The sequence below is a fragment of the Fluviicola taffensis DSM 16823 genome, from assembly GCF_000194605.1.
GTDB classification, from domain to species: domain Bacteria; phylum Bacteroidota; class Bacteroidia; order Flavobacteriales_D; family Crocinitomicaceae; genus Fluviicola; species Fluviicola taffensis.
In genome coordinates this window covers 3,036,098-3,061,616 of the sequence record NC_015321.1, presented here as the reverse complement: position 1 = coordinate 3,061,616, position 25,519 = coordinate 3,036,098, and the positions used below count along the sequence as shown (strand labels likewise).

Annotated in this window: 28 protein-coding genes and 1 tRNA gene; 23 read left to right on the top strand and 6 right to left on the bottom strand. The window is 37.3% G+C overall.

All coding sequences use genetic code 11. The annotated features are described in order from the left end of the window. Positions 1–53: 53 nt before the first annotated feature. From FLUTA_RS20865 to FLUTA_RS13355, 3 genes are read left to right on the top strand one after another with little or no spacing between them, the layout of a single operon-like run. Entirely contained in the window at positions 54–938 is an 885-nt protein-coding gene (locus FLUTA_RS20865; protein WP_013687413.1) for a phosphatidate cytidylyltransferase, read from the top strand. A 9-nt stretch (positions 939–947) separates the two neighbouring features. After that, the gene (locus tag FLUTA_RS13360; protein ID WP_013687412.1) at positions 948–1,610 is read left to right on the top strand and encodes a phosphatidylserine decarboxylase family protein; all 663 of its coding nucleotides are present in this window, start codon (positions 948–950) and stop codon (positions 1,608–1,610) included. Positions 1,611–1,648: 38 nt separating this feature from the next. After that, a complete protein-coding gene (locus FLUTA_RS13355; RefSeq protein WP_013687411.1) occupies positions 1,649–1,846 on the top strand; it encodes a hypothetical protein in 198 nt (65 codons plus the stop codon). 74 nt (positions 1,847–1,920) lie between these two features. Here the strand turns inward: FLUTA_RS13355 and FLUTA_RS13350 are convergent, their stop codons facing one another. Then, complete coding sequence (locus FLUTA_RS13350) at positions 1,921–2,352, bottom strand: DUF2147 domain-containing protein (RefSeq protein WP_013687410.1); 432 nt, start codon at positions 2,350–2,352, stop codon at positions 1,921–1,923. 283 nt (positions 2,353–2,635) lie between these two features. On the opposite strand from FLUTA_RS13350, the gene FLUTA_RS13345 reads away from it, so the two are divergent. Continuing rightward, complete coding sequence (locus FLUTA_RS13345) at positions 2,636–3,220, top strand: ATPase (RefSeq protein ID WP_013687409.1); 585 nt, start codon at positions 2,636–2,638, stop codon at positions 3,218–3,220. Further along, on the top strand, positions 3,207–3,359 hold the full coding sequence (locus FLUTA_RS21605; protein ID WP_013687408.1) for a hypothetical protein: 153 nt from the start codon (positions 3,207–3,209) through the stop codon (positions 3,357–3,359). The genes FLUTA_RS13345 and FLUTA_RS21605 overlap by 14 nt, the downstream gene beginning before the upstream one ends. Before the next feature lie 302 nt (positions 3,360–3,661). On the opposite strand, the gene FLUTA_RS20860 is transcribed toward FLUTA_RS21605, so the two are convergent. Beyond that, the gene (locus FLUTA_RS20860) at positions 3,662–4,114 is read right to left on the bottom strand and encodes a hypothetical protein (protein WP_013687407.1); all 453 of its coding nucleotides are present in this window, start codon (positions 4,112–4,114) and stop codon (positions 3,662–3,664) included. Positions 4,115–4,460: 346 nt separating this feature from the next. Here FLUTA_RS20860 and FLUTA_RS13335 point away from each other — a divergent pair, with 346 nt between their 5' ends. Further along, positions 4,461–5,195 carry a hypothetical protein gene (locus FLUTA_RS13335; protein ID WP_013687406.1) on the top strand — a complete coding sequence of 245 codons (735 nt, stop codon included), beginning with the start codon at positions 4,461–4,463 and terminating at the stop codon, positions 5,193–5,195. 37 nt (positions 5,196–5,232) lie between these two features. On the opposite strand, the gene FLUTA_RS13330 is transcribed toward FLUTA_RS13335, so the two are convergent. Then, the gene (locus tag FLUTA_RS13330) at positions 5,233–5,811 is read right to left on the bottom strand and encodes an anthranilate synthase component II (RefSeq protein WP_013687405.1); all 579 of its coding nucleotides are present in this window, start codon (positions 5,809–5,811) and stop codon (positions 5,233–5,235) included. A gap of 36 nt (positions 5,812–5,847) precedes the next feature. Between FLUTA_RS13330 and FLUTA_RS13325 the strand changes: the two genes are divergently transcribed. The 14 genes from FLUTA_RS13325 (at position 5,848) to FLUTA_RS13260 (ending at position 19,175) form a co-directional block, all read left to right on the top strand. Then, complete coding sequence (locus FLUTA_RS13325; protein ID WP_013687404.1) at positions 5,848–6,225, top strand: Rid family detoxifying hydrolase; 378 nt, start codon at positions 5,848–5,850, stop codon at positions 6,223–6,225. Between the two features lie 21 nt (positions 6,226–6,246). Then, a complete protein-coding gene (locus tag FLUTA_RS13320; protein WP_013687403.1) occupies positions 6,247–8,199 on the top strand; it encodes a glycosyltransferase family 2 protein in 1,953 nt (650 codons plus the stop codon). A 71-nt stretch (positions 8,200–8,270) separates the two neighbouring features. Next, complete coding sequence (locus tag FLUTA_RS13315; RefSeq protein ID WP_013687402.1) at positions 8,271–9,623, top strand: dihydrolipoamide acetyltransferase family protein; 1,353 nt, start codon at positions 8,271–8,273, stop codon at positions 9,621–9,623. A gap of 85 nt (positions 9,624–9,708) precedes the next feature. After that, entirely contained in the window at positions 9,709–12,048 is a 2,340-nt protein-coding gene (locus tag FLUTA_RS13310; protein ID WP_043023825.1) for an OmpA family protein, read from the top strand. Positions 12,049–12,144: 96 nt separating this feature from the next. Continuing rightward, positions 12,145–12,999 carry a 3'-5' exonuclease gene (locus FLUTA_RS13305; RefSeq protein WP_013687400.1) on the top strand — a complete coding sequence of 285 codons (855 nt, stop codon included), beginning with the start codon at positions 12,145–12,147 and terminating at the stop codon, positions 12,997–12,999. Positions 13,000–13,176: 177 nt separating this feature from the next. Next, positions 13,177–13,788 carry a fumarylacetoacetate hydrolase family protein gene (locus FLUTA_RS13300; protein WP_013687399.1) on the top strand — a complete coding sequence of 204 codons (612 nt, stop codon included), beginning with the start codon at positions 13,177–13,179 and terminating at the stop codon, positions 13,786–13,788. 183 nt (positions 13,789–13,971) lie between these two features. Then, positions 13,972–14,053, top strand: a tRNA-Leu gene (locus FLUTA_RS13295). A 98-nt stretch (positions 14,054–14,151) separates the two neighbouring features. Then, complete coding sequence (locus FLUTA_RS13290) at positions 14,152–15,117, top strand: type IV toxin-antitoxin system AbiEi family antitoxin (RefSeq protein ID WP_013687398.1); 966 nt, start codon at positions 14,152–14,154, stop codon at positions 15,115–15,117. After that, the gene (locus FLUTA_RS21735; RefSeq protein WP_043023824.1) at positions 15,092–15,517 is read left to right on the top strand and encodes a hypothetical protein; all 426 of its coding nucleotides are present in this window, start codon (positions 15,092–15,094) and stop codon (positions 15,515–15,517) included. Before FLUTA_RS13290 ends, FLUTA_RS21735 begins: the two co-directional genes overlap by 26 nt. Next, a complete protein-coding gene (locus FLUTA_RS21730) occupies positions 15,492–15,935 on the top strand; it encodes a hypothetical protein (RefSeq protein ID WP_043023823.1) in 444 nt (147 codons plus the stop codon). Before FLUTA_RS21735 ends, FLUTA_RS21730 begins: the two co-directional genes overlap by 26 nt. Positions 15,936–16,301: 366 nt before the next feature. Beyond that, positions 16,302–16,655 (top strand): four helix bundle protein, encoded by a 354-nt coding sequence (locus tag FLUTA_RS13275; RefSeq protein WP_013687397.1) that lies wholly within the window; start codon positions 16,302–16,304, stop codon positions 16,653–16,655. 20 nt (positions 16,656–16,675) lie between these two features. Further along, positions 16,676–16,933: a hypothetical protein gene (locus FLUTA_RS13270; protein ID WP_013687396.1), complete on the top strand. Its 258-nt coding sequence runs from the start codon at positions 16,676–16,678 to the stop codon at positions 16,931–16,933. Between the two features lie 98 nt (positions 16,934–17,031). Beyond that, positions 17,032–17,562 carry an SMI1/KNR4 family protein gene (locus FLUTA_RS13265; protein ID WP_013687395.1) on the top strand — a complete coding sequence of 177 codons (531 nt, stop codon included), beginning with the start codon at positions 17,032–17,034 and terminating at the stop codon, positions 17,560–17,562. Positions 17,563–17,912: 350 nt separating this feature from the next. After that, positions 17,913–19,175, top strand: coding sequence for a hypothetical protein (locus FLUTA_RS13260; RefSeq protein WP_148235443.1), 1,263 nt, complete (start codon positions 17,913–17,915; stop codon positions 19,173–19,175). 67 nt (positions 19,176–19,242) lie between these two features. Here the strand turns inward: FLUTA_RS13260 and FLUTA_RS13255 are convergent, their stop codons facing one another. From FLUTA_RS13255 to FLUTA_RS13245, 3 genes are read right to left on the bottom strand one after another with little or no spacing between them, the layout of a single operon-like run. Continuing rightward, positions 19,243–20,388: a multinuclear nonheme iron-dependent oxidase gene (locus FLUTA_RS13255; RefSeq protein ID WP_013687393.1), complete on the bottom strand. Its 1,146-nt coding sequence runs from the start codon at positions 20,386–20,388 to the stop codon at positions 19,243–19,245. Then, positions 20,385–20,570, bottom strand: a complete 186-nt coding sequence (locus FLUTA_RS13250; RefSeq protein ID WP_013687392.1) for a chryseobasin-related MNIO class RiPP peptide — start codon at positions 20,568–20,570, stop codon at positions 20,385–20,387. Before FLUTA_RS13250 ends, FLUTA_RS13255 begins: the two co-directional genes overlap by 4 nt. A gap of 22 nt (positions 20,571–20,592) precedes the next feature. Beyond that, positions 20,593–20,787, bottom strand: coding sequence for a chryseobasin-related MNIO class RiPP peptide (locus FLUTA_RS13245; RefSeq protein ID WP_013687391.1), 195 nt, complete (start codon positions 20,785–20,787; stop codon positions 20,593–20,595). Positions 20,788–21,031: 244 nt separating this feature from the next. Between FLUTA_RS13245 and FLUTA_RS13240 the strand changes: the two genes are divergently transcribed. From FLUTA_RS13240 to FLUTA_RS13230, 3 genes are all read left to right on the top strand, one after another. Continuing rightward, the gene (locus tag FLUTA_RS13240) at positions 21,032–23,080 is read left to right on the top strand and encodes a T9SS C-terminal target domain-containing protein (protein ID WP_043023822.1); all 2,049 of its coding nucleotides are present in this window, start codon (positions 21,032–21,034) and stop codon (positions 23,078–23,080) included. 348 nt (positions 23,081–23,428) lie between these two features. Beyond that, positions 23,429–24,688, top strand: a complete 1,260-nt coding sequence (locus tag FLUTA_RS13235; protein ID WP_013687389.1) for a putative DNA modification/repair radical SAM protein — start codon at positions 23,429–23,431, stop codon at positions 24,686–24,688. Next, on the top strand, positions 24,685–25,455 hold the full coding sequence (locus FLUTA_RS13230) for a TIGR03915 family putative DNA repair protein (RefSeq protein WP_013687388.1): 771 nt from the start codon (positions 24,685–24,687) through the stop codon (positions 25,453–25,455). Before FLUTA_RS13235 ends, FLUTA_RS13230 begins: the two co-directional genes overlap by 4 nt. Positions 25,456–25,519: the final 64 nt, after the last annotated feature.

Here is a 25,519-nt window from a genome sequence, read left to right as displayed (position 1 = left end):
ATTTAAATCCCCCGTAGCAGAATTTTGCATTCGCTACGGGGATATTTTTTTGGATGAAAGATGTATTGATACGCTCCGTTTTCGGGGCTTTATTTTTGATGGTAGTTTTCACACCATTTGTTTACGATGTACAAAACAATGGTAATCTAATGAATCTGGTATTTTACCTATTTACCATGCTCGGGACCCACGAATTGTTCGAAATGAGTAAAAAAAGTTCGTTTAAAAACAACTTGAAACTTCCTGCTCTTCTATTTGTCACCGCACTCTTCATGCCTTTATTAATCCAAACAGCGGCCAAATTCTATCCCGGTCTTCTCAATCCGGTTTTGCAGTTTCTTTCCGACAGGTTGTTTATACTGTATATCCTTTGGGCCATTTTAATTCTGGCAATCATAGTGATGAGTTATTGGATTTTCAAGAAAGAAAAAATTGATTTTGTTTTTAAAAACACCTTCCTTTTCAACTTCTTCTACCCAGTTCTACCAATGTGGATATTAGCTTTTACCTTTACATTAACGGATAGCGATAGTAAGGTTATCCTACTTGTTGTGCTTCTACCTATCTATCTAAACGATACGCTAGCCTATGTTTTTGGACGTTTATTTGGAAAAACGCCACTCATTCCAAGTGTCTCTCCCAAAAAAACACGTGAAGGATTTATCGGCGGAATGATCGGTGCTGCTTTGGTGATGTTGACGATTCTTTATTTTACGGGTCCATTCGATTTAAAACATGCACTGGCAATAGTTGGAGTTTCTGTATTAGCAAGTATTTTAGCAACACTTGGCGACTTGTTTGAAAGCAAATTAAAACGCTCCATTGATATTAAAGATTCTGGGAATATTCTTCCAGGTCATGGAGGAATTCTAGACAGAATTGATGCGATGCTATTCGTAGCTCCTGTTTTATATGTACTTTTGCTACTCATTAGTTAAAGAAAAAGCATGACACTTCACAGAGAAGGAACTACTACAATTCTTATTGGAATCCTGATTTTAGGATTAATTGAATGGGGAAATTATTGGCTCTATACCAAAACAGATTGGCTTTGGTTATTCCTATTGCTTTCTGCAGGTGCATTAGTAATGCTGTATTTAATCGTTCAATTTTTCCGCATCCCAAAACGCACTTTTACATTTACGGATTTAGACATTTTATGTCCAGCTGATGGAAAAGTGGTTGTAATCGAGGAAGTAGAAGAAACAGAATACTTCAAAGACCGCAGAATTCAGGTTTCAATTTTTATGTCTCCTCTAAATGTTCACGCAAACTATTTCCCGATTAGCGGATTGGTGAAATACGTGAAATACCACAAAGGGTTATTTTTAGTTGCATGGCATCCGAAAAGCTCAACAGATAACGAACGCTCTACAGTAGTTGTTCAGCATTCATCCGGACAAGAAGTATTGTTCCGTCAAATTGCAGGAGCAGTGGCTCGAAGAATCTGTTATTATACAAAAGAAGGGCAGACTGCTGAAACAGGTCAGGAATTTGGATTTATCAAATTTGGATCGCGCGTAGATGTCTTTTTGCCTCTTGGCACGAAATTAGATGTTAAAATTAACCAAGATGTGAAGGCTAAGTTAACGAAGCTTGGCTCATTCTAATATTAATTGTATTTTTAATCAAATTAAAACATTGTACCATGAAAAAAGCATTTGTTGCATTAACATTATTGATGTTCGTAGGTTCTGTATCTGCTACAGCTTACGCTGCTTCTAATAACACGACAGTTTCTATCGTTAAACACGACGATAAAAAAGGTAAAAAGAAAAAAAATAAAAAAGGTTCTTGCGCTGGTGAGAAAGCTGGAGGATCTTGCTGCCAAAAGAAAGCTGCTTAAGACTTTTCAAGAAATAAAAAATCCCGCTCGTCATTTGATAAGCGGGATTTTTTAGTTTAACTAAATTTCTTCTTTTAATCGGTTGCTTTTACCCAAGTTTGAGTACGATAGAAAGGTCCAACATAACCACGAACGTGCACTTTATTGAAATCATCGCGATCTATCCAAATAGAACACGTATATACTTTTCCATTTTCTGGATCTACAATTGTTCCATCTTCCCATTCACTTCCATCCCACTTCAATCCACGTACGATTTGTAATCCAACCAAAGGCTGATCTTTGCGATCATCGGTACATTTTTTACATTTTGGATTGTCCTCTCTTCCTTCTCGCGGATAGAGATAAATGACTTTACCGTAAAGCTTATCATCTTTCTTGTAAAGCTCAACTTTTGATTTCTTTTTCCCTGTTTTGTCATCAATTGTAATCCAAACTCCTAAACAAGTTTGCGCTTTTGCAGCTACAAAAAACAACAGAAATAACGATGTGGTAATCCATTTCATAGTTTCGAATTTTAATGTAATATACAAAAAAATCTATGACTGCATAGGAATTTGACCCGAAACAGCGAAATTCTAATCTCATTTTAATGTCAGGGTTAATCACTTAGAGATTAGTTTAGTCGTTTTTCTATGCAAATGCGACGTGAAATTGGAACTTTCCAATTGATACAGTCGATTAAGTCAGACGACTCTCCAACAACATTTCTTTACAAGCAGTTTTTTCATAGTTATTGTCTAGTATTAAACTGAAAACTGACGAAAACAATTTGTAAATTTGTTAAGGATGAATGACAAAAAGCTTTACATAATCGCAGGTTGCAACGGAGCAGGAAAAACTACTGCATCGTTTACCATTTTACCTGATATTTTGGAGTGTAAAGAATTTGTCAATGCTGATGAAATAGCAAAAGGGCTATCTCCTTTTCAGCCTGAAAAAGTTTCATTTGAGGCAGGACGAATAATGCTAAACAGAATCAATGAGTTGCTTTCTGAAAATGAAAATTTTGCATTTGAAACAACTTTATCAACTAAAAGTTATAAAAATAAAATCATTGAGGCTAAAGAAAAAGGTTATCGAGTGATCTTACTATTCTTTTGGCTTCAAAACATTGATTTAGCTAAAGAACGCGTAAAAACAAGAGTTTCAGAAGGTGGGCATAATATCGAACCTGAAGTTATCGCAAGAAGATATATAAGAGGAATTAAGAATCTATTTGACATTTATCTTCCCATAGTTGATGGAGCATTTATTTTTGATAATTCGGAAGCTAAACACGAACTTTTAGCCGATAAACAAATTGGTACTTCACTTAATATTGTAAGCATAGACAAGTTTAATCTTTTAAAAAATTACTATGACAACAACTGAAAAACATATAGAAGAAAAAAACAAAATACTAAAAGGGCTTGAAAAAGTGTATGAAAAACTTTTAGAATTTAAGAAAGCAAAAAACAGTGAATTGGTCATTTTACGTGACAACAAAATAGTAAAAATAAAGCCTGAATAAAAGTACAAGCAGACAAGCTGAATGACTTCAATCCGAATACGAAGTGAAGTAGGAATTTTCCAATTAGTAAAGCAGTTTTAGTCAGGTTGGCTCTCTAACAACATCTCTTCACGGGCTGTTTTTTCATAATTAGTGTGTATTATTGAGGAGTAAACGTAAAGAGAACTAATCACAAAACTCCTAAAGATTCAGTTGAGAATTCGATTTTAAGTGGTTGCATTAAAAATCTATAGATGTGAGCAACAAACATTCCCACGATAAAAACTATTACCCAAATTAATATCAGATAATTAGGACAACTTCTATTTCCCTGCACCATTAAATTTCATTCGATGAAGATTTCCAGCTGTTATAATAATTGAGCTGAACAACCACAAATAGTAACCGCTATTTTTGCTAATGATAAATACAGGTGAACAATCCATAGACTCCAACCAAGAACCGCATGTCTCTATTGGCATAATCTTGTTTGAAAACATAAAAGTCGAAGCTAAAACCATTGACAAGGAGCCAAACAGGAAAGACCTATAAGTATTCCTAATTGTTATCCAAGAATACCATAATAATGGATTTGCCAACCAGACATAACCCGCTCCTTCGGTAAATACTTCTGACCAACCAAATAGGACTAATAGATAACCAAGATTATCCTCATTTGAATTCGGGGTGGAATATCCAGAGAAACACAGTGAAATAATGTAAAGCAGAATGCTCAGCCAAAATGTCAACTTGAATACGATTTCTTTCTTATTCATTAGGGTATTACAATAATGAAGGTAGAACGTGTTTGAGGGAATAATATTTCATCAACACTTGATAAGGTATATAACAGCTGCTCAAACGTCAGCCCAATATCTCACTTCGAAATAACGATAAAATTGAAAGAAAAAATTCTAACTTCGGAAATAAGATTAAATTTAAAATTGGACTGTACGCCTAGCAGCGAACCGTCAAACTGTCTAAAAACCCCTTTATGAGAATTAAATATTCGGATAGCTTGTCAACGAGATTTTTCATATATTCAATTCTCAGAAGGTGAATTTTGGTTTTTAGACAGACTGCCGTTATGAGCACTATAAATATACAGACCGAATAACAAAGATGGGATATTGGAGTACAATCCATTTATTTGATGACAAAAAATTCTATGAAGAAGCCGTACCTGTACTTAAAGGATTAAAAGGTGATTTAACGTACGATTATCTAGAGTTTTTAAAGTCGCATAAAATTGGTGGCATTGTACATTTGTCTCCATTAGAAATTAAAATCCTAGTCGAACAAGCTATTGCAAAAATAGTTTCCATTTCTAATTCATTGGATACCTCGTTTAAGGTTAATAACGAATTTAATAAAATGATTGACTCTAAAAATCAGCGGCGTTTTATAGACAATATTGATGGATACTATGACTTTTGCAAATTTTTTGAGTATTACATATTTAAAACTTGTTCCGATTTCTTTCCACACTTACCTCTTGGAAAAGGAGGAGTGTCTCGAAATTTTGACTTGAGTATAAAATCTCTTTCATCTTCAATTCTGGGTGAATTAGACATTTGGAATGAATTTTTAGGTGCTGATGGAACGGGAATTACAAATTGGATCAATAACGAAGACATGGAGTATCTATATCTTGACAAGGAGAATTTACTTTTTATCGACAATGAAAGAGCGGAAGGATTTCTAACACTCCTTGAAGTTGCAAAAGACAATAAATTTGGTTTGATCATAGGTGCTGATATGAGCGAAGAAAAATTGGAATTATTACCAAGTAATAAATTGTTAAATCCTGATTTTTGGAAAAGTATAGACACCAAAAAATTATTATGGAGTCGGTGAAATCTATTCCCTCCAACAAACTCATCCAAAACACCCGCTAATCCTCCCTCACAATCCCCACAAAATTTTGAATCATTCTCAATCCTGTTGGAGTCAAAATGCTTTCTGGGTGAAATTGAACGGCATACACCTTTTTTGCTGCTATTTCCATGGACATCAAAACACCACTTTCAGAAGTAGCTGTGGGAATAAATGGCGAGTTTTCGGTTAATTCCACAGCCCAAGAATGGTACAAACCGACTTCAATAACTTCGGGAATGTCGTTGTAAAAAAGGGAATCTTTCTTCACCAATCGAATTTCTTCAGCCAATCCGTGCTTTACAATTTCCTGGTTGTAGAGGGAGTCTCCTGAATGAATGGCCAAAGCTTGCATCCCCAAACAAACTCCCAAGATTGGCTTGTTTTGACGCATCGCCTCAGCAACAACAGGCATGAGTTTTCCGGCTTCATTGGGTAAACCTGGACCTGGAGATAAAACAAGTGCATCAAAGGATTCCAAGCTGTCGATTCTCACATCTACATTCGTCACAACATGAACGTCAACGTCGCATTGTTCCAAATAATGGACAATGTTGTACGTGAACGAATCGAAGTTATCAACTAATAAAAACCGCATGTGCATCAAATTTAGTAAACTTGCAAAAAAGAATCGATGAAAAAAGCAATTCAAATTCCAGGAGCTCCTGCTCCAATCGGACCATATAGTCAGGCAATTGTTAGTGGAAACACCGTTTATGTGAGTGGTCAAATTCCATTAAACCCTTTTACTGGCGAATTGGAAGTTGCTTCTATTGAAGATGCGACACATCAGATTTTAAAGAATATTGAAGCACTGTTGAAAGAGGCTGACATGAATTTGAATCACATTGTGAAATGCAGCATTTTTATGACCGACCTTGGACAATTTTCAGAGATGAATGCCGTTTATGGATCATACTTTCAAGACGTACCTCCAGCGAGAGAAACGGTTCAAGTTTCTAAATTGCCGATGAATGTGCCGATTGAAATATCTTGTATTGCCATCAAATAATATACATACACATTTATACTTGTGACTCATTCTTCTCCAAAAATTGCTGTAATTATCGTCAACTACAACGTTGTCTTCTTTTTGGAGCAATGTTTGAATTCGGTTGCCGAAGCGATGAAGCAAGAATCAGCAGAAGTTTGGGTAGTAGACAATAATTCAGTAGATGGTTCTGTGGAAATGGTTCGCGAGAAGTTTCCATGGGTCAAAGTCATCGCCAACAAAGACAATAAAGGATTCTCCAAAGCGAATAATCAGGCAATGGAAATCTCCCAATGTGCTTACCAACTGCTTTTAAATCCAGATACGGTTATCGAAGAAGATACTTTATTCAAGGTTGTGAAGTACATGGATGAACATCCGAAAGTTGGTGGATTAGGAGTTAGAATGGTGGATGGAAAAGGAATTTTTCTTCCGGAATCCAAACGAGGGTTGCCTACTCCAGCCGTTGCATTCTACAAAATATTTGGCATTTCACGCATTTTTCCGAAATCGAAAATCTTTGGAAAGTACCATTTGGGCTATTTGTCGGAATTTGAAACCAACGAAATTGAAATTCTTTCTGGAGCATTTATGTTGATGCGAAAAGAAGCCTTGGATAAAGTGGGATTATTGGACGAAGCATTTTTCATGTACGGCGAAGACATTGATTTATCCTACCGCATCATCAAAGGTGGCTACAAAAACGTCTATTTTCCAGAAACACGTATCATTCACTACAAAGGAGAAAGCACTAAGAAAAGTTCGGTGAACTACGTTTTTGTGTTCTACAGAGCAATGGTGATTTTTGCGCGAAAACACTTTTCACAAAAAAATGCTCGGCTGTTTTCCTTCTTAATCAACACGGCAATCTATTTCAGAGCTGGTTTGGCAATTGGAATGCGTTTTATTCGAAAAATTACCTTGCCGCTCGTTGATACACTTTACCTCTTATTGGGATTATTTGCGTTAACCAATTACTGGCACCAAGCACAGATTGATTTTCCAGCGCAAAGCACCAATATCCTCATTCTATTTTACACCTTCATTTGGATGTTATCCATCACCTTGCAAGGTGGATATGATCAACCCGTTACGTTTAAAAAATTCTTTTTAGGCGGAACAATCGGAACAGCATTCATTTTGATTTTGTACGCCTTGTTTCCAAAAGAATGGCAATTTTCTCGACTTTTTATTCTACTCGGAGCAAGTTGGATCATCGGATATTACATCCTTTCGAGAATCATTCTTCATTTAGCGATTGGAAAACGATTCATCATTAATGGACGAAAACACGCCAATTTTGCAATTATTGGTTCGCAAGAAGAATTTGAGCGTGTGTCCCACCTGTTGTATCAAACTCAGCCTAAAATTGCGCAAATCATTTCCGTTTCATTAACTGAAAATCACGGAAAAGAAGCTTTGGGATCCATCAACGAATTGGAACAAATTGTACGCGTTCACAACATCGATGAAATCATTTTTTGTGCAAAAGATACCAGCGCCAGAGAGATTATTCATTGGATGACAGCAATCCCTGATTTGACAGTCGATTACAAAATTGCACAACCCGATAGTCAATACCTCATTGGTTCTAATTCGATTGAAACGGCAGGAGATTTATATATTCTGGAAATAAATGCCATTAGTCAACCTGCAAAAAGACGACAAAAAAGATTGTTTGACTTCCTCATCGGAGTGCTTCTTTTAGTGACTTCACCCCTTCTTATTTGGTTCTATTCAAATAAATTGCAGTTTTTCACAAGTATTTTGAAGTTGATTAGCGGTCGAAAAACGGTCGTTTCTTACAATGAGCAAAGCAATCTTTCCAACAAACAACTCCCTAAAATCAAAAAGGGAATCCTCACTCCAACTGAACATTTAAGCGGTTTGGATGAGAATCTAAAATCAAAATTAGATTTACTCTATGCACGCGAATATTCGGTATTACGCGATATTCAAATTTTATGGAAATCATGGAAAAAACTGGATCAATAAAAACCAGTGATGAAAATCCTATTTTTTCCGTTATTTTTGTACAAAATTAATCGAGAATTCTTAGTCGTTATATGGCACAAATTGAAATTCGTCTTCCAAAAATGGGAGAAAGCGTTACAGAAGCTACCATTACCAATTGGTTAAAAGAAGTTGGTGACACGGTTGAAATGGATGAACCTTTGGTAGAAGTTGCAACGGATAAAGTTGATAACGAATTACCATCAGAAGCTGCTGGAGTTTTGGTTCAAAAATTATTTGAAAAAGATCAAGTTGCTCAAGTTGGTGATGTAATTGCGATTATATCTACTGATGGAGATGCTGCACCTGTTGCTCCAAAAGCTGACAATGCAGCTGTAGCGGCTGTTGCTGAAACGGTTGCTGTTGCTCAAGCAGTAGTTTCAAATGGTGGAGTTACTTTAGAAAAAAGTAGTGGAAATGGAAAATTCATTTCTCCGCTTGTTCGAAGTATCGCACAACAAGAAAATATTTCCATGTCAGAAATTGATGCACTTAGCGGAACTGGCATGGGTGGAAGAGTGACTAAAAAAGACATTCTTTCATACATTGATACAAGAGGAACAGCTCCTGCTGCTGTAGCTCAACCACCAGTAAGCGTTGCTGCCCCAGCTGCGTCAAATGGTGCTGCTCCAGCTGTTGTTTCAGGAGGAAATTCATTCTTGAGTAACATCAAAGAACCAGTTGTGGTTCCTATGCCTGGAGATGAAATCATTGAGATGGATCGTATGCGTAAGCTAATTGCTGAGCACATGGTGATGTCTAAGCATGTTTCCCCTCACGTTACTTCATTCGTTGAGGCTGACGTTACAAATATCGTTATGTGGAGAAATAAAATGAAAAAGGATTTTGAAAAACGCGAAGGTGAAAACCTAACGTTCACTCCTATTTTCATGGAAGCAATTGTGAAAGCAATCAAAGATTTCCCAATGATCAACGTTTCTTTATCCGGAAATCAAATCATCAAACGCAAGGATATCAATATTGGAATGGCAACTGCACTTCCTTCTGGAAACTTAATTGTTCCAGTTATTAAGAACGCTGATCGTTTGAACTTAACAGGTATTGCAAAGTCGGTCAACCAATTAGCAAGGGCTGCACGCGATAACAAATTGAAACCAGAAGATATTCAAGGTGGAACATATACAGTAACAAACGTTGGAACATTTGGAAACGTAATGGGAACTCCTATTATCAACCAACCACAAGTTGCGATTCTTGCATTAGGTGCGATTCGTAAATTACCAGCAGTTATTGAAACACCTGAAGGAGATTTTATCGGTATTCGTCACAAAATGTTCTTGTCCCACTCCTATGACCACCGAGTGGTTGATGGATCATTGGGAGGAATGTTTGTAAGAAGAGTTGCTGACTATTTAGAGCAGTTTGATGTCAATAGAGAACTCTAAAATTTGACATTTGTAACTAAAAAATAAAATGATCGTAAGACCCACTACTAAACTAATAGAAGTGGGTCTTTTTAATTATTGCGTAATGAAACTTTGTAAATCTACTACAGTACTTATTTTTCTATTTCCATTCTTATCTTTCTCTCAATACGATGAAAATCGTGTGAGTGAATTGATCAATAAAGGTTCTGAATCAGAACTTGTCATGGAAAGCTCTATCATGATTCAAGAAGGATATCTCTATCAGGCCGGACAGCTTGTAGATAAACTCCTCCAAATGAATCCAGCTAGCTCAAACTACAATTATCGTAGAGGATTTATCTACTTTGAAATGTCTACCGATTTTGTCAAAGCAATGCCTTATTTGGAGAAAGCTGTTCTCAAAACGGACAAAAAGTATGATCCTTTCAACACGAAAGAATTGGCAGCTCCTGTGGATGCATTTTTTGAATTGGGAAAATGTTATCATGCAGCCGGAAACATCAATAAAGCTGAAGAGTTTTACAACAAATTTCTGGAAAGCTCCATTGCTAAATCCAATAACGTGTTTTTCGCAAAATTGTATTTAGAACAATGTAAAGTTGCACGAACAGAATTTGCATCTCCTAAAAATGTGTATCTGAAAAACATCGGAAGTGCTGTGAATACTGAAAATCCAGAATTCTCTCCAGTAATCTCTTTGGACGGTTCGGCCTTGTATTACACATCGCGCAGAAAATGGGCAAATGGAGCCTCTGATAAAGGATTAGATTCAAGATATAATTTGTATCCTGAAGACATCTACGTTTCTTACCGCGACTTCGATTCAACTTGGATGCAACCAGTAAAATTGGAATTTTGTGATCCTTTGCAAAATGAAGCAACGCTAGCAGTTAGTCCAGATGAACGCCGTGTTTACGTGTATCAAGATACCAAAGGAAATGGAGATATTTTTTATTCCGATTTCTCTACTAATAAGTTTCAGAAAGTAACTCATTTAGACGATAAAAAAATCAATACCAATGATTGGGAAACACACGTAACGGTGAGTCCTGATGGTCAAATGCTTTACTTCGTTTCCAACCGAAAAGGAGGAATGGGTGGCCGTGATATTTATTACTGCTTGAAACAAAAAGACAGTACTTGGGGAAATCCAGTGAATGCTGGACCAAATATCAACGGACCAATGGATGATGAATCTCCTTTCGTTTCTATCGATAATGGAACGCTTTACTTTTCGAGTAATGGAAATAAAAGTATGGGAGGTTTTGACATTTTCATGTCTAAATTAGATTCCAAAGGACAATGGGGACCTGCAATGAATTTAGGTTCACCAATCAATTCCACATGTGATGATTTGTTCTATACCACAACCACCGATGGTTTAACTGGTTATTTAACCTCTATCCGTGTAGATGGAAAAGGAGAAAAAGACATCTACGAAATCAAAAACAACTACTTAGGAGTTAAAAACATCGCTGTATTCAAAGGTCAAATCAATGTGATCGGTGGAAAGCCGTTACCTGACGATGTATATGTAAATCTAAAATGTGTGGATTGCCAAAATCCTTATGACCGTAAATTATTCCCGCGTATTCGTGATGGTGTGTTGATGAATTCATTAGAACCTTGTAAAGAATATGAAATCACATTCTCTTACGAGAAAAATGGAAAGAAAAATTTCTATAGTGAGAAATTCAAAACAGACTGTACAAAAGAATACTCAGAAGTTTACCGAGAATTTTGGTTAGACATCGACAAGCAAATGATAGTGAAGCCTTACTACATTGTTGGAACAATCACTGATAGCAAAACAAATGCAAAATTAGCGGGAGTTTCTATCAATTTGATCAACAAGAAAACAGGTGAGAAATTGTACCAACTTCCTACGAATACAGCTGGATCATACAAAACGGATACACTTGGAGGAATGAAAAAAGGAGACAATGTTGAATTTGCATTGACGTTGGAAAAAACTGGATATATCACGATGACATATGATGTTCCGATGACATTGGGAGACAACTCTGAAATTCGAATTGACCGCTCATTGGCTAAAAATGAAGCGGGAACAGACATAGGTTTGAACGTAAATCCAATCTATTTCGATTACAACAAATGGGATATCCGCCCAGATGCTGCGAAAGAATTGGATAAGATTGTTGAAATCATGAAGAAAAATCCAAACATCAAAATTGAGTTGGGATCGCATACGGATAGTCGTGGTAAAGATGATTACAACATCAAATTATCCGATCAACGTGCCAAAGCTTCTGCTCGTTACATTGTTTCCAAAGGAATTGCTGCAGGACGAATTACTGGAAAAGGATATGGTGAAACGAAACTCAAAGTATCTGATGAACAAATCAATAACATGCCTAAATGGGATGAAAAAGAAAAAGGACATCAGTTGAATCGTAGAACAGAGTTTATCATTGTAAAATGATTCGAAATATCAACTGAAAATTATTAATTAAAAAAGTCGGGGCGGAAAATTTTCCGCCCCGACTTTTTTCCGCATCTTTGAAGGATAACTTTGTATATGAATTTATCACTCACCCGAAATTTTGTCATGTTAGATCTAGAAACTACTGGATTAGACGTAGCTAAGGATCGAATTATAGAAATTGCTTTAATTAAGACCACTCCAACAGGAGAACAGAGTGAGTATTGTAAACGCGTCAACCCCACTATTCCAATCTCAAAAGAATCTGCTGAAATAACTGGAATTACGGATGAGATGGTTGCTACTGAGCCCACTTTTGAGCAATTAGCAGACGAAATAGCAGCATTTATTGGCGATGCCGATTTGGGAGGATACAATTCCAATAAGTTTGACATTCCCGTTTTAGCAGAAGAATTCTTGCGAATCAGTCACTCTTTCAAAATCAACGATCGAAAATTCATAGACGTACAAAACATCTTTCACAAGATGGAACAACGCACCTTGGCTGCAGCATATCAGTTCTACTGCAAAGAACCGATGGAGAATGCGCACAATGCGTTGTACGATACGAAAGTAACACTAGACGTATTTAAAGCGCAATTGGAACGTTATCCCGATTTGGCGAAGTCAATCCCTGAACTAGCAGATTTTTCCCGTCAAGGAAACCAAGAATGGCATGACTTTGCTGGAAGATTGGGTAAAACAAAAGACGGTCAGGTGACCTATAACTTTGGAAAACACAAGGGGAAAACAGTTGCAGATGTCGCAGAATCAGAACCAGGTTATTTTGGCTGGATGATGGATGCTGATTTCCCGCTTTATACCAAACAGTTGTTGCGTGAAGAAATGGAACGCATCAAGCAAAAACGAAAAGAGAAGCGCGAAGATGAAAACTCGAATTTGAGTATCGAGGATAAATTGGCGGCGTTGCAGAATAAGTTCAAGAAGTAGAAAAAGTTCAAGAGGTTCAAAAGAGTTCAATTGAAAATGGAGAATTGGGAAGGTGAATTATCAATGAATTAATGATTAATTATCAAGTTTGTTCAAAGCTCTAAAAGAGTAGTATTTGAACATTTGAACATTTGAACATTTGAACATTTGAACATTTGAACGATAAAATTTAAAAAAATGAAAATCATTTGTATCGGTAGAAATTACGCCGACCATGCGAAGGAATTGAATAATCCGCTCCCAACGGAGCCTGTTTTCTTTATGAAACCAGATACTGCTCTCCTACCCGCAGGAAGCGACTTTTACATTCCTGATTTCACGAAAGATTTACACTACGAATGTGAAGTTGTCGTGAAAATCAAAAAAGTGGGAAAAAACATCCAAGAGAAATTTGCCAAAGATTACTACGACGAAATCTCATTGGGAATCGACTTCACAGCCCGCGATTTACAGGAACAATGCAAAGCGAAAAGTCTTCCGTGGGAAAAAGCAAAAGCCTTCGACAATAGTGCACCCATGGGAACGCATTTCGTACCTGTCAATACGCTGAATTTATCCGATTTACATTTCAGCTTAACCAAAAATGGTGAAACGGTTCAAAAAGGTCATACGGCAGACATGATTTTCTCTATTGATCAAATCATTGCATTTGTTTCTCAATACATTACACTCAAAACAGGCGATTTAATCTTCACCGGAACACCAGCTGGGGTTGGCCCTGTTGCAATTGGAGATCAATTAGAAGCATTTATTGGTGCAGAAAAGATTTTGGATTTGAGGATCAAGTAGTCGTTTTGCGAAGCTGAAAAAGTGCTATATTCGCAAGCGATTTAACGCAAAAATACTGCGCACGGGGTGATCCCGATAGCTATCGGGATGGCAGACATGCGAAAATGAATAAAAACACTGCGCACGGGGTGATCCCGATAGCTATCGGGATGGTAGACATGCGAAAATGAATAAAAAAACACTGCGCACGTGGTGAAATTGGTAGACATGCCATCTTGAGGGGGTGGTGCCATTAGGTGTGCTGGTTCGAATCCAGTCGTGCGCACAAAAGGCTTACAGAAATGTGAGCCTTTTTTTCATTACTACAATTTTGTTCACAAATTTTATTTGTTCACGTTACGTGAACGTTGTATATTTGTGAACATGGAAGAGGAAATCATACATAAGGCTCTTGAAAATTTATACCGTAATACAGGTATAAAAGGTTTTTTTCAGCAGAATGATACACTAGATGGAATTCTACAATTGAACCTAGATGACATTCAATTTACTTATGTATTAGAAGTAAAGAGAGAACTCCGTCAGCATCAATTACATCAATTGGAAGCATATCACATGCGTTACGAAAATTTGATGGTCATTGCCGAACACATTTTCCCCAGGATTAAGGAGGAGCTTCGACTAAAAGGAATCGCCTATTTAGAGACGAATGGCAATATCTTTTTAAAGCGGGAAGGTGTTTATTACTTCATAGATACAAATAAGGCACAAGTAATAAGAAAAGAAACCGCAAATCGAGCATTTACCAAAACAGGACTGAAAGTACTCTTTCATTTGTTAAACGACAAAAATCTCATTAATCATACGCAACGAGAAATTGCAGAAATAGTAGGTGTTGGTTTGGGAAATATTCCACAAGTTATCGATGGATTAAAAGAGACTGGGTATTTAATTCCATTGAACAAACAACAATATGTATGGGAGAACAGAAAAGAGCTGTTAGATCGTTGGATAAACGAATACGCTACAGAATTACGTCCTAAATTGCTAAAAGGAAAATACACTTTAAAACAAGATTGGCAAACCATTCACTTAGATAATCAGCACACTGTCTGGGGGGGAGAACCCGCAGCGGATTTATTGACAAATTATCTACGTCCTGAGCATTTCATTCTTTACACGGATGAAAAACAAAGCGATTTGATAAAAAATTATCATTGCATTCCAAAAAATGATGGAGAACTGGAAGTTCTGGAAATTTTCTGGAAACCAGAAAACAATACAGCTCCACCGATTTTGATTTATACGGAGTTGATGCTCACAGGAGGCAAAAGAAATAAAGAAACAGCAGAAAAAATATACAATGAATTCATCGAACCAATCTTATAAAGAGCTTGCAATTCCTTACTTTAAGGAAGTATTTGAGATCATTGATGAAACCATGATTGATCATAAAATTCCTTATTATTTAATCGGAGCTAGTGCAATAGCCTTGGAATTGCTGAAAAAGGGAATTAAACCAAACCGAGGTACTAAAGACATTGATTTTGCCATTATGATTTCTACAATGGGGCAATACGAAAAATTAAGTGAAACATTAGTGAATAAAGGTTTCAATAGAGTAAAAGCTCCTTGGACATTTTTCTCGCAGAAGTACAATGTAGCTATAGATATCCTTCCATTTGGAGAAATTGAAGAACAAGATACGGTACAATTCAATGAGCGATATTCCGATTTACATGTATTAATTAGGTTTCAAAGAGGTGTTAGAAGAATCGGAGCAGGTTGAAATTGAAGAAAAAATAGTCAATATTCCACCTTTGGCTGGAATGATTATCCTCAAGTTAGTTGCATGGAGCGACCGTCCAGAAGAACGAGAAAATGATTTGTCAGATATCCTTCGAATTATAGACCATTATTTTGATCATAACTTTGATGAAATTGTTGAATATCACCATGATATTTTTGGTGAAGATGAGTTTGATCAAATTCTTATTTCAGCAGAAGTACTGGGTAGAAAAGCACGGAAAATACTCGCTAAGTCAGAAGTCTTAGAAAGCAGAATCATTAACGTTCTTGAACAAAATTTAAAAAGTGAATTTCAATCTATAATCGCTCGGGATTGGGCAACGAAGAAAGATTGGGAGATAGAGTATGCTTTAAAGGTTATTAAATCCTTTTATACAGGGATTCAAACATTAGAATGAAGTCTGTTTTTCGAATAGAAAAAAACAGCTGTAAATCGGAAGTTAAACCCATATTTGGTATATGAACTGGAAAGAATATGAGAAACAGATACTCTCAAATTTTGAGAGTTAATTTACTTTTAAGAGAGATTCCGGTTCGAACTTTGAACTGACTTGCGCACAAAAAAGAATCGGGATTTTACGTAGTAAGGTTCCGATTTCTTTTTTCACTCTTCTCTCGCTCTCACACTCACTCTATTCCCGATTCTTTTCAGAGCGGGAGTGAGAATTGAGAGCGGGATCCTCATAGAAAACTAATTTGTCGTTTCTGTTTTTCAATCTCAGAAAGAATTCTTATCTTAAATAGTAATCTTAATACTACTATTCATGTTCGATTTCGAAAAACTCGATGTTTATCAAAAAGCCAAACAATTCAATAAAGAGGTTTATTCTTTTCTAAGAAATTCAAAAACGATCGATTCCGTTTCTAAAAATCAATTGAGGAGAGCTTCGTTAAGTATAATGCTCAACATTGCCGAAGGTTCCAGCAGATTCAGTAAACCGGATAGGAGAAACTTCTTTGTCATTTCCAGAGGCTCTGCTTTCGAATGTGCAGCTGTTTTTGACTTTTTGAGGGATGAAACTATTCTAAGCGAAGAAGAGTTCTCCCAATTTTATGGAAAAGCAGATGAACTTTCACGGATGTTGTTTCGGATGATTGGGAATTTGACAAGTAATTGAAATTGTACTAATTTTATGATATGAATCCTTTGAAAAGCAACTTCTATGGAATTATTATTGGATTAATTACAGCTCTATTGATGAGTTGTAACGAATCCAAGTCTACTACAAAAGAAAACACCAAGGAATACAAAAGAGCTTTGCAAAAACTCAAAAATACAGATTCAATTAAACCCGAACCATTAGATACATCCAGTTCTGAAGAAATGAACGCTCTAAAAAAACAGTTGAAGGAAGATCAGTATGGAGAATGGCCTATTCCGAATACAGTGAAGTAATAGCAGCCTATTTTTATTTATCATTCTGGTTCTACTTTTAGACCGAATTGCGAAAGTAATTCGCTTTTTTAGTCATTAACCTAAATTTAATTATCCTCATGGACTGGAAAAAATTTAAACAACGATCAGAGAAAAAATTCAGGAAGATTCCGCTTTATTTCAATTGTTATGGGTTTCAGATTCAGCCCGGAACAAAATGGAATCCTGGATTAAATGAATTTGAAATCAAATCGCTGGAAGAGTTGTTCGGATTTACATTTCCTGATGACTATAAATCCATGTTGTTAACTATAAATGGTTTTGATCGTGACGGAATTTCAATTGATCCAGATGGAGAGATTGAAGATGAATTTGAAAGAATAATCTATATATATCCACAAGATTATGAGAGAACCAAGTGGCTGACAGAAGAAATCTTTGAATTTATTAACTACACCAAAGAACCTTTATCAAAAGCTGGCTTTGACACCAATCAGATAGTTGGTTTTGTGCCGTTATATGGTCATCGTGCTCTTGTAGTTTTTCAAGATACATCGCTAAGTCCTGTCGTTTCTGTACATCAAGGAACAGATGTAATAGTTTATGGAAATTCACTTTTAGAATATTGGGAAAAAGAATTTGAGCTATAAAGCTGGTTCGAACTTTGAACCGAATTGCGCACAAAAAGAATCGGGATTTTACGGTAGTAAGGTTCCGATTTCTTTTTTCACTCTTCTCTCGCTCTCACACTCACTCTATCCCCGATTCTTTTCAGAGCGGGATCCTCAAAGACAATTGATTTTTCGCACATATTTTCAATCTCACAAACAATCAGACACCATTAGCGAGAGTTCCTTTTTAAGTCTAATTATACTATTTTCATGCGATTTGAAACCGAAAGAATATTCGAAATCAGGTTAATAAGAACTTGTAACCAATTGCATCTATTACGTTCTCTAATTTTACATCCGCACAAGTGACTGAATTCAGAAAATAGCATGTGAAACAAATAACGACCTGTTTTTTAATGGCCTTTTTTCCTTTTTTGCTTGCAGCTCAAAAGGACACTGTTGAACACAATAACGTGGAAGGATTTGTGCATGGAACCGTATTTTCCAGCCGAACTTGGTTTATTCCTGTGGAAGACACCATTTACTACCGATCGGACTCCAGTTTATTTAACGGTATTTTACACGTTGAGTATGTGAATAGAAGCTGTAAATCTAAAAGACCCGAAGTGCTAATCCAAGAAAGTTGGTACATTGTAAAGGAAGGAGTATCAACACTCAATCATGCAGTGAATTATTTTGCTGATTGCGAAAAAGCAAAGCAAAGTAAAATCATTTCAGCTGAATCGTTCTTCTCAGACACCTTAATAAGATTCATCAGTTACAAAGCAAACGGCAAACCATGGAGTTTCGAAAGTTATTTTATAGATCCTGGCAGAGACGTCATTTCCGAAAAGAAAGTGCTCAACAATGAAGGAACGCTAATCTACAACATTCAGTATTTGAATGATTACATGCATGGCATCACTCAAATAATCGTTTCAAACGGAGATACTCTGAGCCTGCTATATCATATTCGAAAACTTTCTGATGTGCTCACTAAAAATGTCCGGTTCTTATCTGCAAATGGGAAGCGAATAAGTAAATCTGAATTTCTTGCAGCCGAAAAAGACTGGTCACATTCCTGGAGTTTTGCGGTGATCAAACATAGAAAGAAACCTAAACTGGTCCTTTACCGAATCAATCCAGATAAATGCGAATACCTGCTACTGCAGGAAAATAATTGCATTCCAGGTACTGGAAAGAAGCGGTCATTCCGACGTAAGCTACTCAAAAAACAAATTTCTCCCTATAACGACTATTCGTTCTCTTCATTTGAAGGGACGTTTAAAAGACGTGAAAAAGTCATCCGCAACTACATCGACTCCCTGAAGGGGAATACCAATACAATCAGTATACGCTTTGGGACCGATTCAAGCTACCACATTGAGGTGGAAGCACCGCGACTGGAACAGGGAACAATCAGGAGACTTGGTTTAAACTACACTGGCAAATATGTATTCGATGAAAAAGGCGATCTTGTTCTTTTAGGAGATCATCCATTTGAGTCCAATATCCTTCGAATGAAAGAAATACCCGAGAAGGGATACGTTTACACACTGGGATTTACCGTTCGGATGAAAGAAGAGCTGAAATGGATTACGAAAGGAAAAGTATACCTGAATTGTGATGGAGAATGTACTTATGATTATTAGTTCTTCCTCTACTTAACTACTCTTTCTTTTGCAGTTTGGTATGTGAAACTTTTGAGTGTACTGGAAATCACCAGCCCTGCTTCCACTTCTGAGCAATTCTCAGTGCGGTTTCCAACATATACGGCGACCAAGCTTCTGTTTTCCAAGCAGAATATGCCAAGGAAGAATTGCTGAGTAAACGAGTTGCTTCCTCATAGTTTGGAGCATGTTCCAAGATTGAAGATAATTCCAATTGCTGCTGATGCAAGGTCACTGATTCGGGAATCTGCTCATTCAACTGAAAGATTTCTTTGGGTAAAAAATCGGCGTTTGAAATTGATTGATTTTGGGCGTTAAATTCATTCACAATTGACTGCATGAGATTGAAATCGGTTTGGAATTGCTGCTGACTTTCCAATGTGTGAAGCGCAACTCCCAATTGTTCCAACACTACAAATTGGAGATTTCTACACAAAGGCAGTGTTTGCTTCAACAACTCAAAAACAGCTTCTGGAACAGCATCATCGTGCGTATCTCTGCGAATCGTTCGTTGCGGATGAATTCCAGATGATTCCCAACTTCCGCCTGAAATGTGGATTTCACGCACGCGGTCGAGTGGATAAGCTTGGATCAGTGTTTCAAAATCGAGTGAAAAATTTTGAAGTTGGCAATACAAATTGTGTAGGTCAAGAATAATAAATCCATTGACAGGCTCAATTAATCGCTCTAAAAATTCTCCTTGGCGCTGCACTTCTTCCAGCGAATAAGAAAACGCCAAATTTTCCAATCCTACAGGACACGAACATGCTTCCTGAATACGTTTTAAACGATCGATACCGATATTGAGCGTTTCAGTAGTGTATGGAACAGAAATTGGTGCTCCTTTGTGGAAGTCTTCGCCAGTTAAAAAGCCAAAATGCTCGGTAATGTGATTGAAGGTGAAATTCGATGAAACTTTCCGCAAATGATCAAGCCATCGTTGTTGTTCGGCAGTCCATTTTCCTGAGAAAAGTGAGAAATAAACACCATGACCAATGAGTCTTCCTTCATTTCCAAAAGCGTGAAGTAATTCTACAAACCACTCTGGAATCTCGCGCACTTTATACAAAGTATCAAAAGACCACTCGATTGCCTCTACTTTTTCGGCAGCAAACAAAGGCAATGTTGCTTGTAAAAGGGAATTATCCAAATTACAGGAAACCCCGGATTGAATTTTTAAAGGCTCTTTGCTCATCCCATTCCGCAGGCTGGACAATTTTTATAACTGTGTGGATTTTCCTTTTCTTTTCGTGCGTTTTCTTTCTTTTCTTTCTTAGTCATTCCTGAATTTACATCGTTTTTCTGACAAGATGAAGAAACTGCACTCATTGCAATACCAAAGGAAATCGCCTGAAGTAACGAAGGAGAAAGTTTCATAAAAAATGATTAGAAATCAATTTTATCCCATTCCACAAGCCGGACAATCTGTAGGATTTGTTGGGGTTGTGTTTGGATTTGAACCTGATTTAGCATCAGTGCTGCGTTCCTTATTTTCTTTAAATTTTTGCTTCTCACAAGAAGTTGTAGCAGCCGTTACCGCTGTTACTGAAATACCTAAAGCAATGGCTTGTAATAAAGTGGATGAAAGTTTCATAGTTCAAATTTTGATTCAAGGTATATCTTAAACTCCAAAGTGACAAATTTATTATTTGAAAGGTATGTTTCTTTGACTGAAAACACACTAACATTCAATAACCTCTTATTTTCCTGTAAAAGGCAACTATTGTTAGTGGTAATGCGTTTCAAGGAAGAAGAAAGATAATTATTGCATGAAACACACCTTATTGTTTATTTGTTTTCTCATTTTCACATTGCCTCTTGTCGCCCAAAATCAACACATGAATTGGTACTTTGGATTTGGGAGTGGTTTGAACTTCAGCTCAGGAAATCCAGTTACAGTTGGAGGGAATGCGATGATTTCCATCGAATCATGCGCCTCCATAAGCGATGCAAATGGCAATAAATTATTTTACACAGATGGGGCAACTGTTTGGAATATGTTTAACTCAGACATGCCAAACGGAACAGGACTTCTTGGGCATAAAAGCTCTCAATGCATGATTATTCCGAAACCTGGAAATCCTGGGAAATACTATATTGTTGTAACAGATGCTATCGAGCGCGGTTGTGTGAACGGAATCACTTATTCCGAAGTAGACATGAATTTACAAGGAGGTTTTGGAGAGGTCACAAGCGTTAAAAATGTTCAATTGAATGCATTCAACGGCGAATGGATCACTGCTGTGCGGCATGCAAATTGTGTGGATACCTGGATTATTACACATGGAACAAACCCAAACAACTTTTTTCTTGCCTATCATGTAAGTGCTTCAGGAATTAATCCTACTCCCGTATCATCAAATCTTGGAATTTCACTTCAACCAGATGTAAAAGCAATAGGAATTATGCGACCAAATCCACAAGGAACAAAAATTGCGTTGAGCAGACCTTATAACGGAATGGGAAGCATAGAGCTCATCGATTTTGATAAAGCAACGGGAGCTGCAACGGGAATGAGTAATTTGTATACATCTACTACTACTCCTGGTCAACCTTACGGTTTGGAATTTTCAAGAAGTGGTAATCGTTTATACTCTGGTGAAACAGGTATGACAAACAACCGTATTTTTCAGTACGATATGACGGCTCCAAATATTCCTGCTACACGAACCCCTGTTGGTCAGTTCCTAACATCTCAAGGAGAAATGGGTCAAATTCAAATAGCACCAAACGATAAAATCTATATTAATTACAACGCTTGGCCCGCTGTTGATTTTCTTGGAGTTATCTCAAATCCTGAATTACTGGGAACAAACTGTGGTTATGTGGAAAATGCGGTTTCGCTTGGTACTTCGGCAACATTCGGACTGCCTTGGTATTACAATCCAGAGTATTTGATGCCTTCTCCATTAGAACTAGGACCAGATATTTCACTATGCCCTGAAACTAATGTCACACTTTCGAACAGTTTATCCAATGTTCCAGGTGCCACTTATCTGTGGTCGGATGGCAGTACAAATCCCACACTTCAAGTTTCCCAACCAGGAACATACTGGGTTCAGTACCAAGTGGAATCTTGCCTAACAACAACAGATACCATTACGATTTCAACCGATACAACACAGATTAGTCACTTAGTTGGTGATACTTCAGGGTGTGCACCATTCACCATTCAATTAACAGGAATAAGCCCTTCAACTATTACGGAGTGGATTTGGGATCTGGGAAATGGAACCAGTATTCACACACAAAATGCCGAATTTACCTATACAACGCCTGGAATTTATCCAATTTCATTGAAGGCAATCAGTTCAAACGATTGCTTGGTCGAAGATTCAGTAGCGATTCTTGCAGAGGCATTTCCTGTTCCAATAGCTAATTTCTCCATTGAACCAACTCCAATTAAACCATTCATTCCAAACATATTTACAGACCAATCTACTGGAAACATCACTGACTGGTCCTGGAAAGTAAACGATTTACTCGTTTCTACAGCGCCGCAATTCACGTATACGATGGTAGATTTTTTTCAGCCATTAACGGTTTCACTAACCGTCACAAATTCGGACGGCTGCAGTGACGAGAAAAAGATAATTGCCTTTAAACCCGATGATCTTATTTATGTTCCCAATGCATTTACGCCTGACGGTAACGAGTTCAATCCAGTTTTCAAACCTGTCGATTACTTGGGATTAGTCAGAGAATTCACAATTTATAACCGTTGGGGAGAAGTAGTCTGGTCGGGGAAATCGGCCAGAGATGGATGGGATGGAACAGTTAACGGAATTCAAGCTCCCACAGGAGTGTATAACTGGGTGATTACAATGGCATCTAACACCGATGTTGTATCCAAGGAAATTTATGGACATGTGACGCTGGTGAGGTAACTATATTGTTTACTATCCACCTTTTTTCATTGCCAAAAAAGGTGGAGCCAAAAAGTCTAGGCCTATATTCGTAAATTTGAAAATCATGTTTCATTTCACTATTTGCACCCCAACTCACAAACGCCTTTAACTAATTTTCATGCTGAAAACCAGAAGGCTGAGTTCAAACAAGGGTTAGACTTCGTTTCATTCCACTTATTTTCTACATTTCCAGCATAAGGGCCGATTTACCTCTATAAAATCAATTTTTAGCTAAAAAATTCAATCAAATACCACATAAATAAACTTATTATTAATCGTTATTTGATTAATTATTAATCATTTTGATTTTTATCCTATCTTTACGGTATGCAAGAGCGTATTCAAGAAAAACTCAATATTTTGGCAGATTCAGCCAAATATGATGTATCGTGTTCATCCAGTGGTAGTGATCGAAAGAACACGGATAAAGGACTTGGGAATGCCTCAAATTCGGGAATTTGCCACACATTTACCGAAGATGGTCGTTGCGTTTCTCTCTTAAAAATCTTACTGACCAATCATTGCATCTTTGATTGTGCTTACTGTGTTTCTCGGAAAAGTAATGACGTAAAACGTGCAGCTTTTACTGTTCAGGAAGTTGTTGATCTCACAATTGGGTTTTATCGCCGAAATTATATTGAAGGATTATTTCTCAGTTCAGGAATTTTTAAGGATGCAGATACAACCATGGAACGTTTGGTGCGTATTGCTAAAAAATTGCGACTTGAGCATCGATTCAACGGATACATTCATTTAAAAACAATTCCAGGTGCAAGTGACGAACTGATGAAAGAAGCCGGTCTTTACGCAGATCGACTCAGTGTAAACATTGAACTGCCAACCGAACGTGGACTGAAATTACTTGCTCCAGATAAAACGTTCGCGACGATGGAGAAGCCGATGGGATACATTTCAAATACAATTACAGCACTCAACGATACCCGAAAACTGATGCTGAGCACCCCCAAGTTTGCTCCTGCTGGACAAAGCACCCAAGTAATCATTGGCGCCACAGATGAATCCGATTTGGAGGTTATTCAAACAGCCGATCGTTTTTACCGTGGATTTAACCTCAAGCGCGTCTATTATTCTGGCTACGTTCCTGTTTTAGCAGATAACCGGCTTCCTTCTCTCTCTTCACAAGTACCGTTATTACGGGAAAACAGACTCTACCAAGCTGATTGGTTGATGCGCTTCTATGGTTTTGGAGCTCATGAAATTTTGGATGACAGCAATCCCTTTCTCGATTTAGATATTGACCCAAAATTCGGATGGGCATTGCGCAATTTGGATCTATTTCCTTTAGATGTCAACAAAGCCGACCTCGAAATGATTCTCCGTGTACCAGGAATTGGTGTGCGATCGGCACAAAAAATTGTTGCAACCCGAAAATTTGGAAATCTTGGTTGGGAAAACCTTCGAAAACTTGGTATTTCACTAAATCGCGCTCGCTATTTCATCGTTTGCAAAGATCCTGCCTTGGAAATAAAAGATCATTCACCAGAAGCCCTGCGACATCTAGTTCTATCAGCTGGAAAATCGAAGTTTAGTGATTTGTGGGGTGTTCAAACCTCACTTTTCGGATGATTTGGTTGGTTTACGATGGTAGTTTCGAAGGATTCCTCACCACCATTTTTGAAATTTATGAATACAAATGGTCAAGTGTTCACATTCGAAAAGAAGGAACATCTATTCCACCCTTGTTTGCAGAAGTGCGTACCATTGTAACGGATGAAGAAAAAGCAACTCGGGTTTGGAAAAAATTGGTCAATATCCTTGATTCATCTGGCGTTCGTAAACTTTGGATAGCGTGGCTAAGTGAGCGAGAAACGATTGAAGACACCATTTTGGGTGTTGTCAAATATGCCATTCAGTTAAAGCAAAACGTCCTGAGCAACTTTGGGAACGAGCATGTGCTACAAATGCAACAAGCGGTGAAGTCAATTGGTCGTGAAAAGCACCGCATGGAAGCTTTCGTGAGATTCCAGTTAACAAAAGACGACATTTACTTCTCAGTTATAGAACCCGATTTCAACGTTCTTCCACTGATACTTTCACATTTCAGGGATCGTTATGCCGATCAACGATGGTTTATTTTTGATTCACGCAGATCCTATGGTATTTATTACGACTTGAAAACTGCCGAATTTGTCGATTTCATTCCAAATTCCCTACTCTCAAAAAATCGTGTCTCCACTGAAGCTTTTGGTGAAAATGAAACTCTTTTTCAAGAACTTTGGAAGGATTATTTCAAGAGCACGAATATTGCAGGACGCAAAAACACCAAGCTTCATGTACAGCACGTTCCGAAGAGGTATTGGAAGTATTTGGTGGAGAAATCATTTGGAATCTAAAAGAAACATAAACAAGCCAATCAACGGAAATCAATTGGCTTGTTTCGCTATTTGGATGAATATA

Excerpts from the sequence above, each read along its gene's own strand:
- FLUTA_RS20865 (WP_013687413.1), top strand. The coding sequence starts at position 54 with ATGAAAGATGTATTGATACGCTCCGTTTTCGGGGCTTTATTTTTGATG.
- FLUTA_RS13360 (WP_013687412.1), top strand. The coding sequence starts at position 948 with ATGACACTTCACAGAGAAGGAACTACTACAATTCTTATTGGAATCCTG.
- FLUTA_RS13355 (WP_013687411.1), top strand. The coding sequence starts at position 1,649 with ATGAAAAAAGCATTTGTTGCATTAACATTATTGATGTTCGTAGGTTCT.
- FLUTA_RS13350 (WP_013687410.1), bottom strand. The coding sequence starts at position 2,352 with ATGAAATGGATTACCACATCGTTATTTCTGTTGTTTTTTGTAGCTGCA.
- FLUTA_RS13345 (WP_013687409.1), top strand. The coding sequence starts at position 2,636 with ATGAATGACAAAAAGCTTTACATAATCGCAGGTTGCAACGGAGCAGGA.
- FLUTA_RS21605 (WP_013687408.1), top strand. The coding sequence starts at position 3,207 with ATGACAACAACTGAAAAACATATAGAAGAAAAAAACAAAATACTAAAA.
- FLUTA_RS20860 (WP_013687407.1), bottom strand. The coding sequence starts at position 4,114 with ATGAATAAGAAAGAAATCGTATTCAAGTTGACATTTTGGCTGAGCATT.
- FLUTA_RS13335 (WP_013687406.1), top strand. The coding sequence starts at position 4,461 with ATGGGATATTGGAGTACAATCCATTTATTTGATGACAAAAAATTCTAT.
- FLUTA_RS13330 (WP_013687405.1), bottom strand. The coding sequence starts at position 5,811 with ATGCGGTTTTTATTAGTTGATAACTTCGATTCGTTCACGTACAACATT.
- FLUTA_RS13325 (WP_013687404.1), top strand. The coding sequence starts at position 5,848 with ATGAAAAAAGCAATTCAAATTCCAGGAGCTCCTGCTCCAATCGGACCA.
- FLUTA_RS13315 (WP_013687402.1), top strand. The coding sequence starts at position 8,271 with ATGGCACAAATTGAAATTCGTCTTCCAAAAATGGGAGAAAGCGTTACA.
- FLUTA_RS13310 (WP_043023825.1), top strand. The coding sequence starts at position 9,709 with ATGAAACTTTGTAAATCTACTACAGTACTTATTTTTCTATTTCCATTC.
- FLUTA_RS13305 (WP_013687400.1), top strand. The coding sequence starts at position 12,145 with ATGAATTTATCACTCACCCGAAATTTTGTCATGTTAGATCTAGAAACT.
- FLUTA_RS13300 (WP_013687399.1), top strand. The coding sequence starts at position 13,177 with ATGAAAATCATTTGTATCGGTAGAAATTACGCCGACCATGCGAAGGAA.
- FLUTA_RS13290 (WP_013687398.1), top strand. The coding sequence starts at position 14,152 with ATGGAAGAGGAAATCATACATAAGGCTCTTGAAAATTTATACCGTAAT.
- FLUTA_RS21735 (WP_043023824.1), top strand. The coding sequence starts at position 15,092 with ATGAATTCATCGAACCAATCTTATAAAGAGCTTGCAATTCCTTACTTT.
- FLUTA_RS13275 (WP_013687397.1), top strand. The coding sequence starts at position 16,302 with ATGTTCGATTTCGAAAAACTCGATGTTTATCAAAAAGCCAAACAATTC.
- FLUTA_RS13270 (WP_013687396.1), top strand. The coding sequence starts at position 16,676 with ATGAATCCTTTGAAAAGCAACTTCTATGGAATTATTATTGGATTAATT.
- FLUTA_RS13265 (WP_013687395.1), top strand. The coding sequence starts at position 17,032 with ATGGACTGGAAAAAATTTAAACAACGATCAGAGAAAAAATTCAGGAAG.
- FLUTA_RS13255 (WP_013687393.1), bottom strand. The coding sequence starts at position 20,388 with ATGAGCAAAGAGCCTTTAAAAATTCAATCCGGGGTTTCCTGTAATTTG.
- FLUTA_RS13250 (WP_013687392.1), bottom strand. The coding sequence starts at position 20,570 with ATGAAACTTTCTCCTTCGTTACTTCAGGCGATTTCCTTTGGTATTGCA.
- FLUTA_RS13245 (WP_013687391.1), bottom strand. The coding sequence starts at position 20,787 with ATGAAACTTTCATCCACTTTATTACAAGCCATTGCTTTAGGTATTTCA.
- FLUTA_RS13240 (WP_043023822.1), top strand. The coding sequence starts at position 21,032 with ATGAATTGGTACTTTGGATTTGGGAGTGGTTTGAACTTCAGCTCAGGA.
- FLUTA_RS13235 (WP_013687389.1), top strand. The coding sequence starts at position 23,429 with ATGCAAGAGCGTATTCAAGAAAAACTCAATATTTTGGCAGATTCAGCC.
- FLUTA_RS13230 (WP_013687388.1), top strand. The coding sequence starts at position 24,685 with ATGATTTGGTTGGTTTACGATGGTAGTTTCGAAGGATTCCTCACCACC.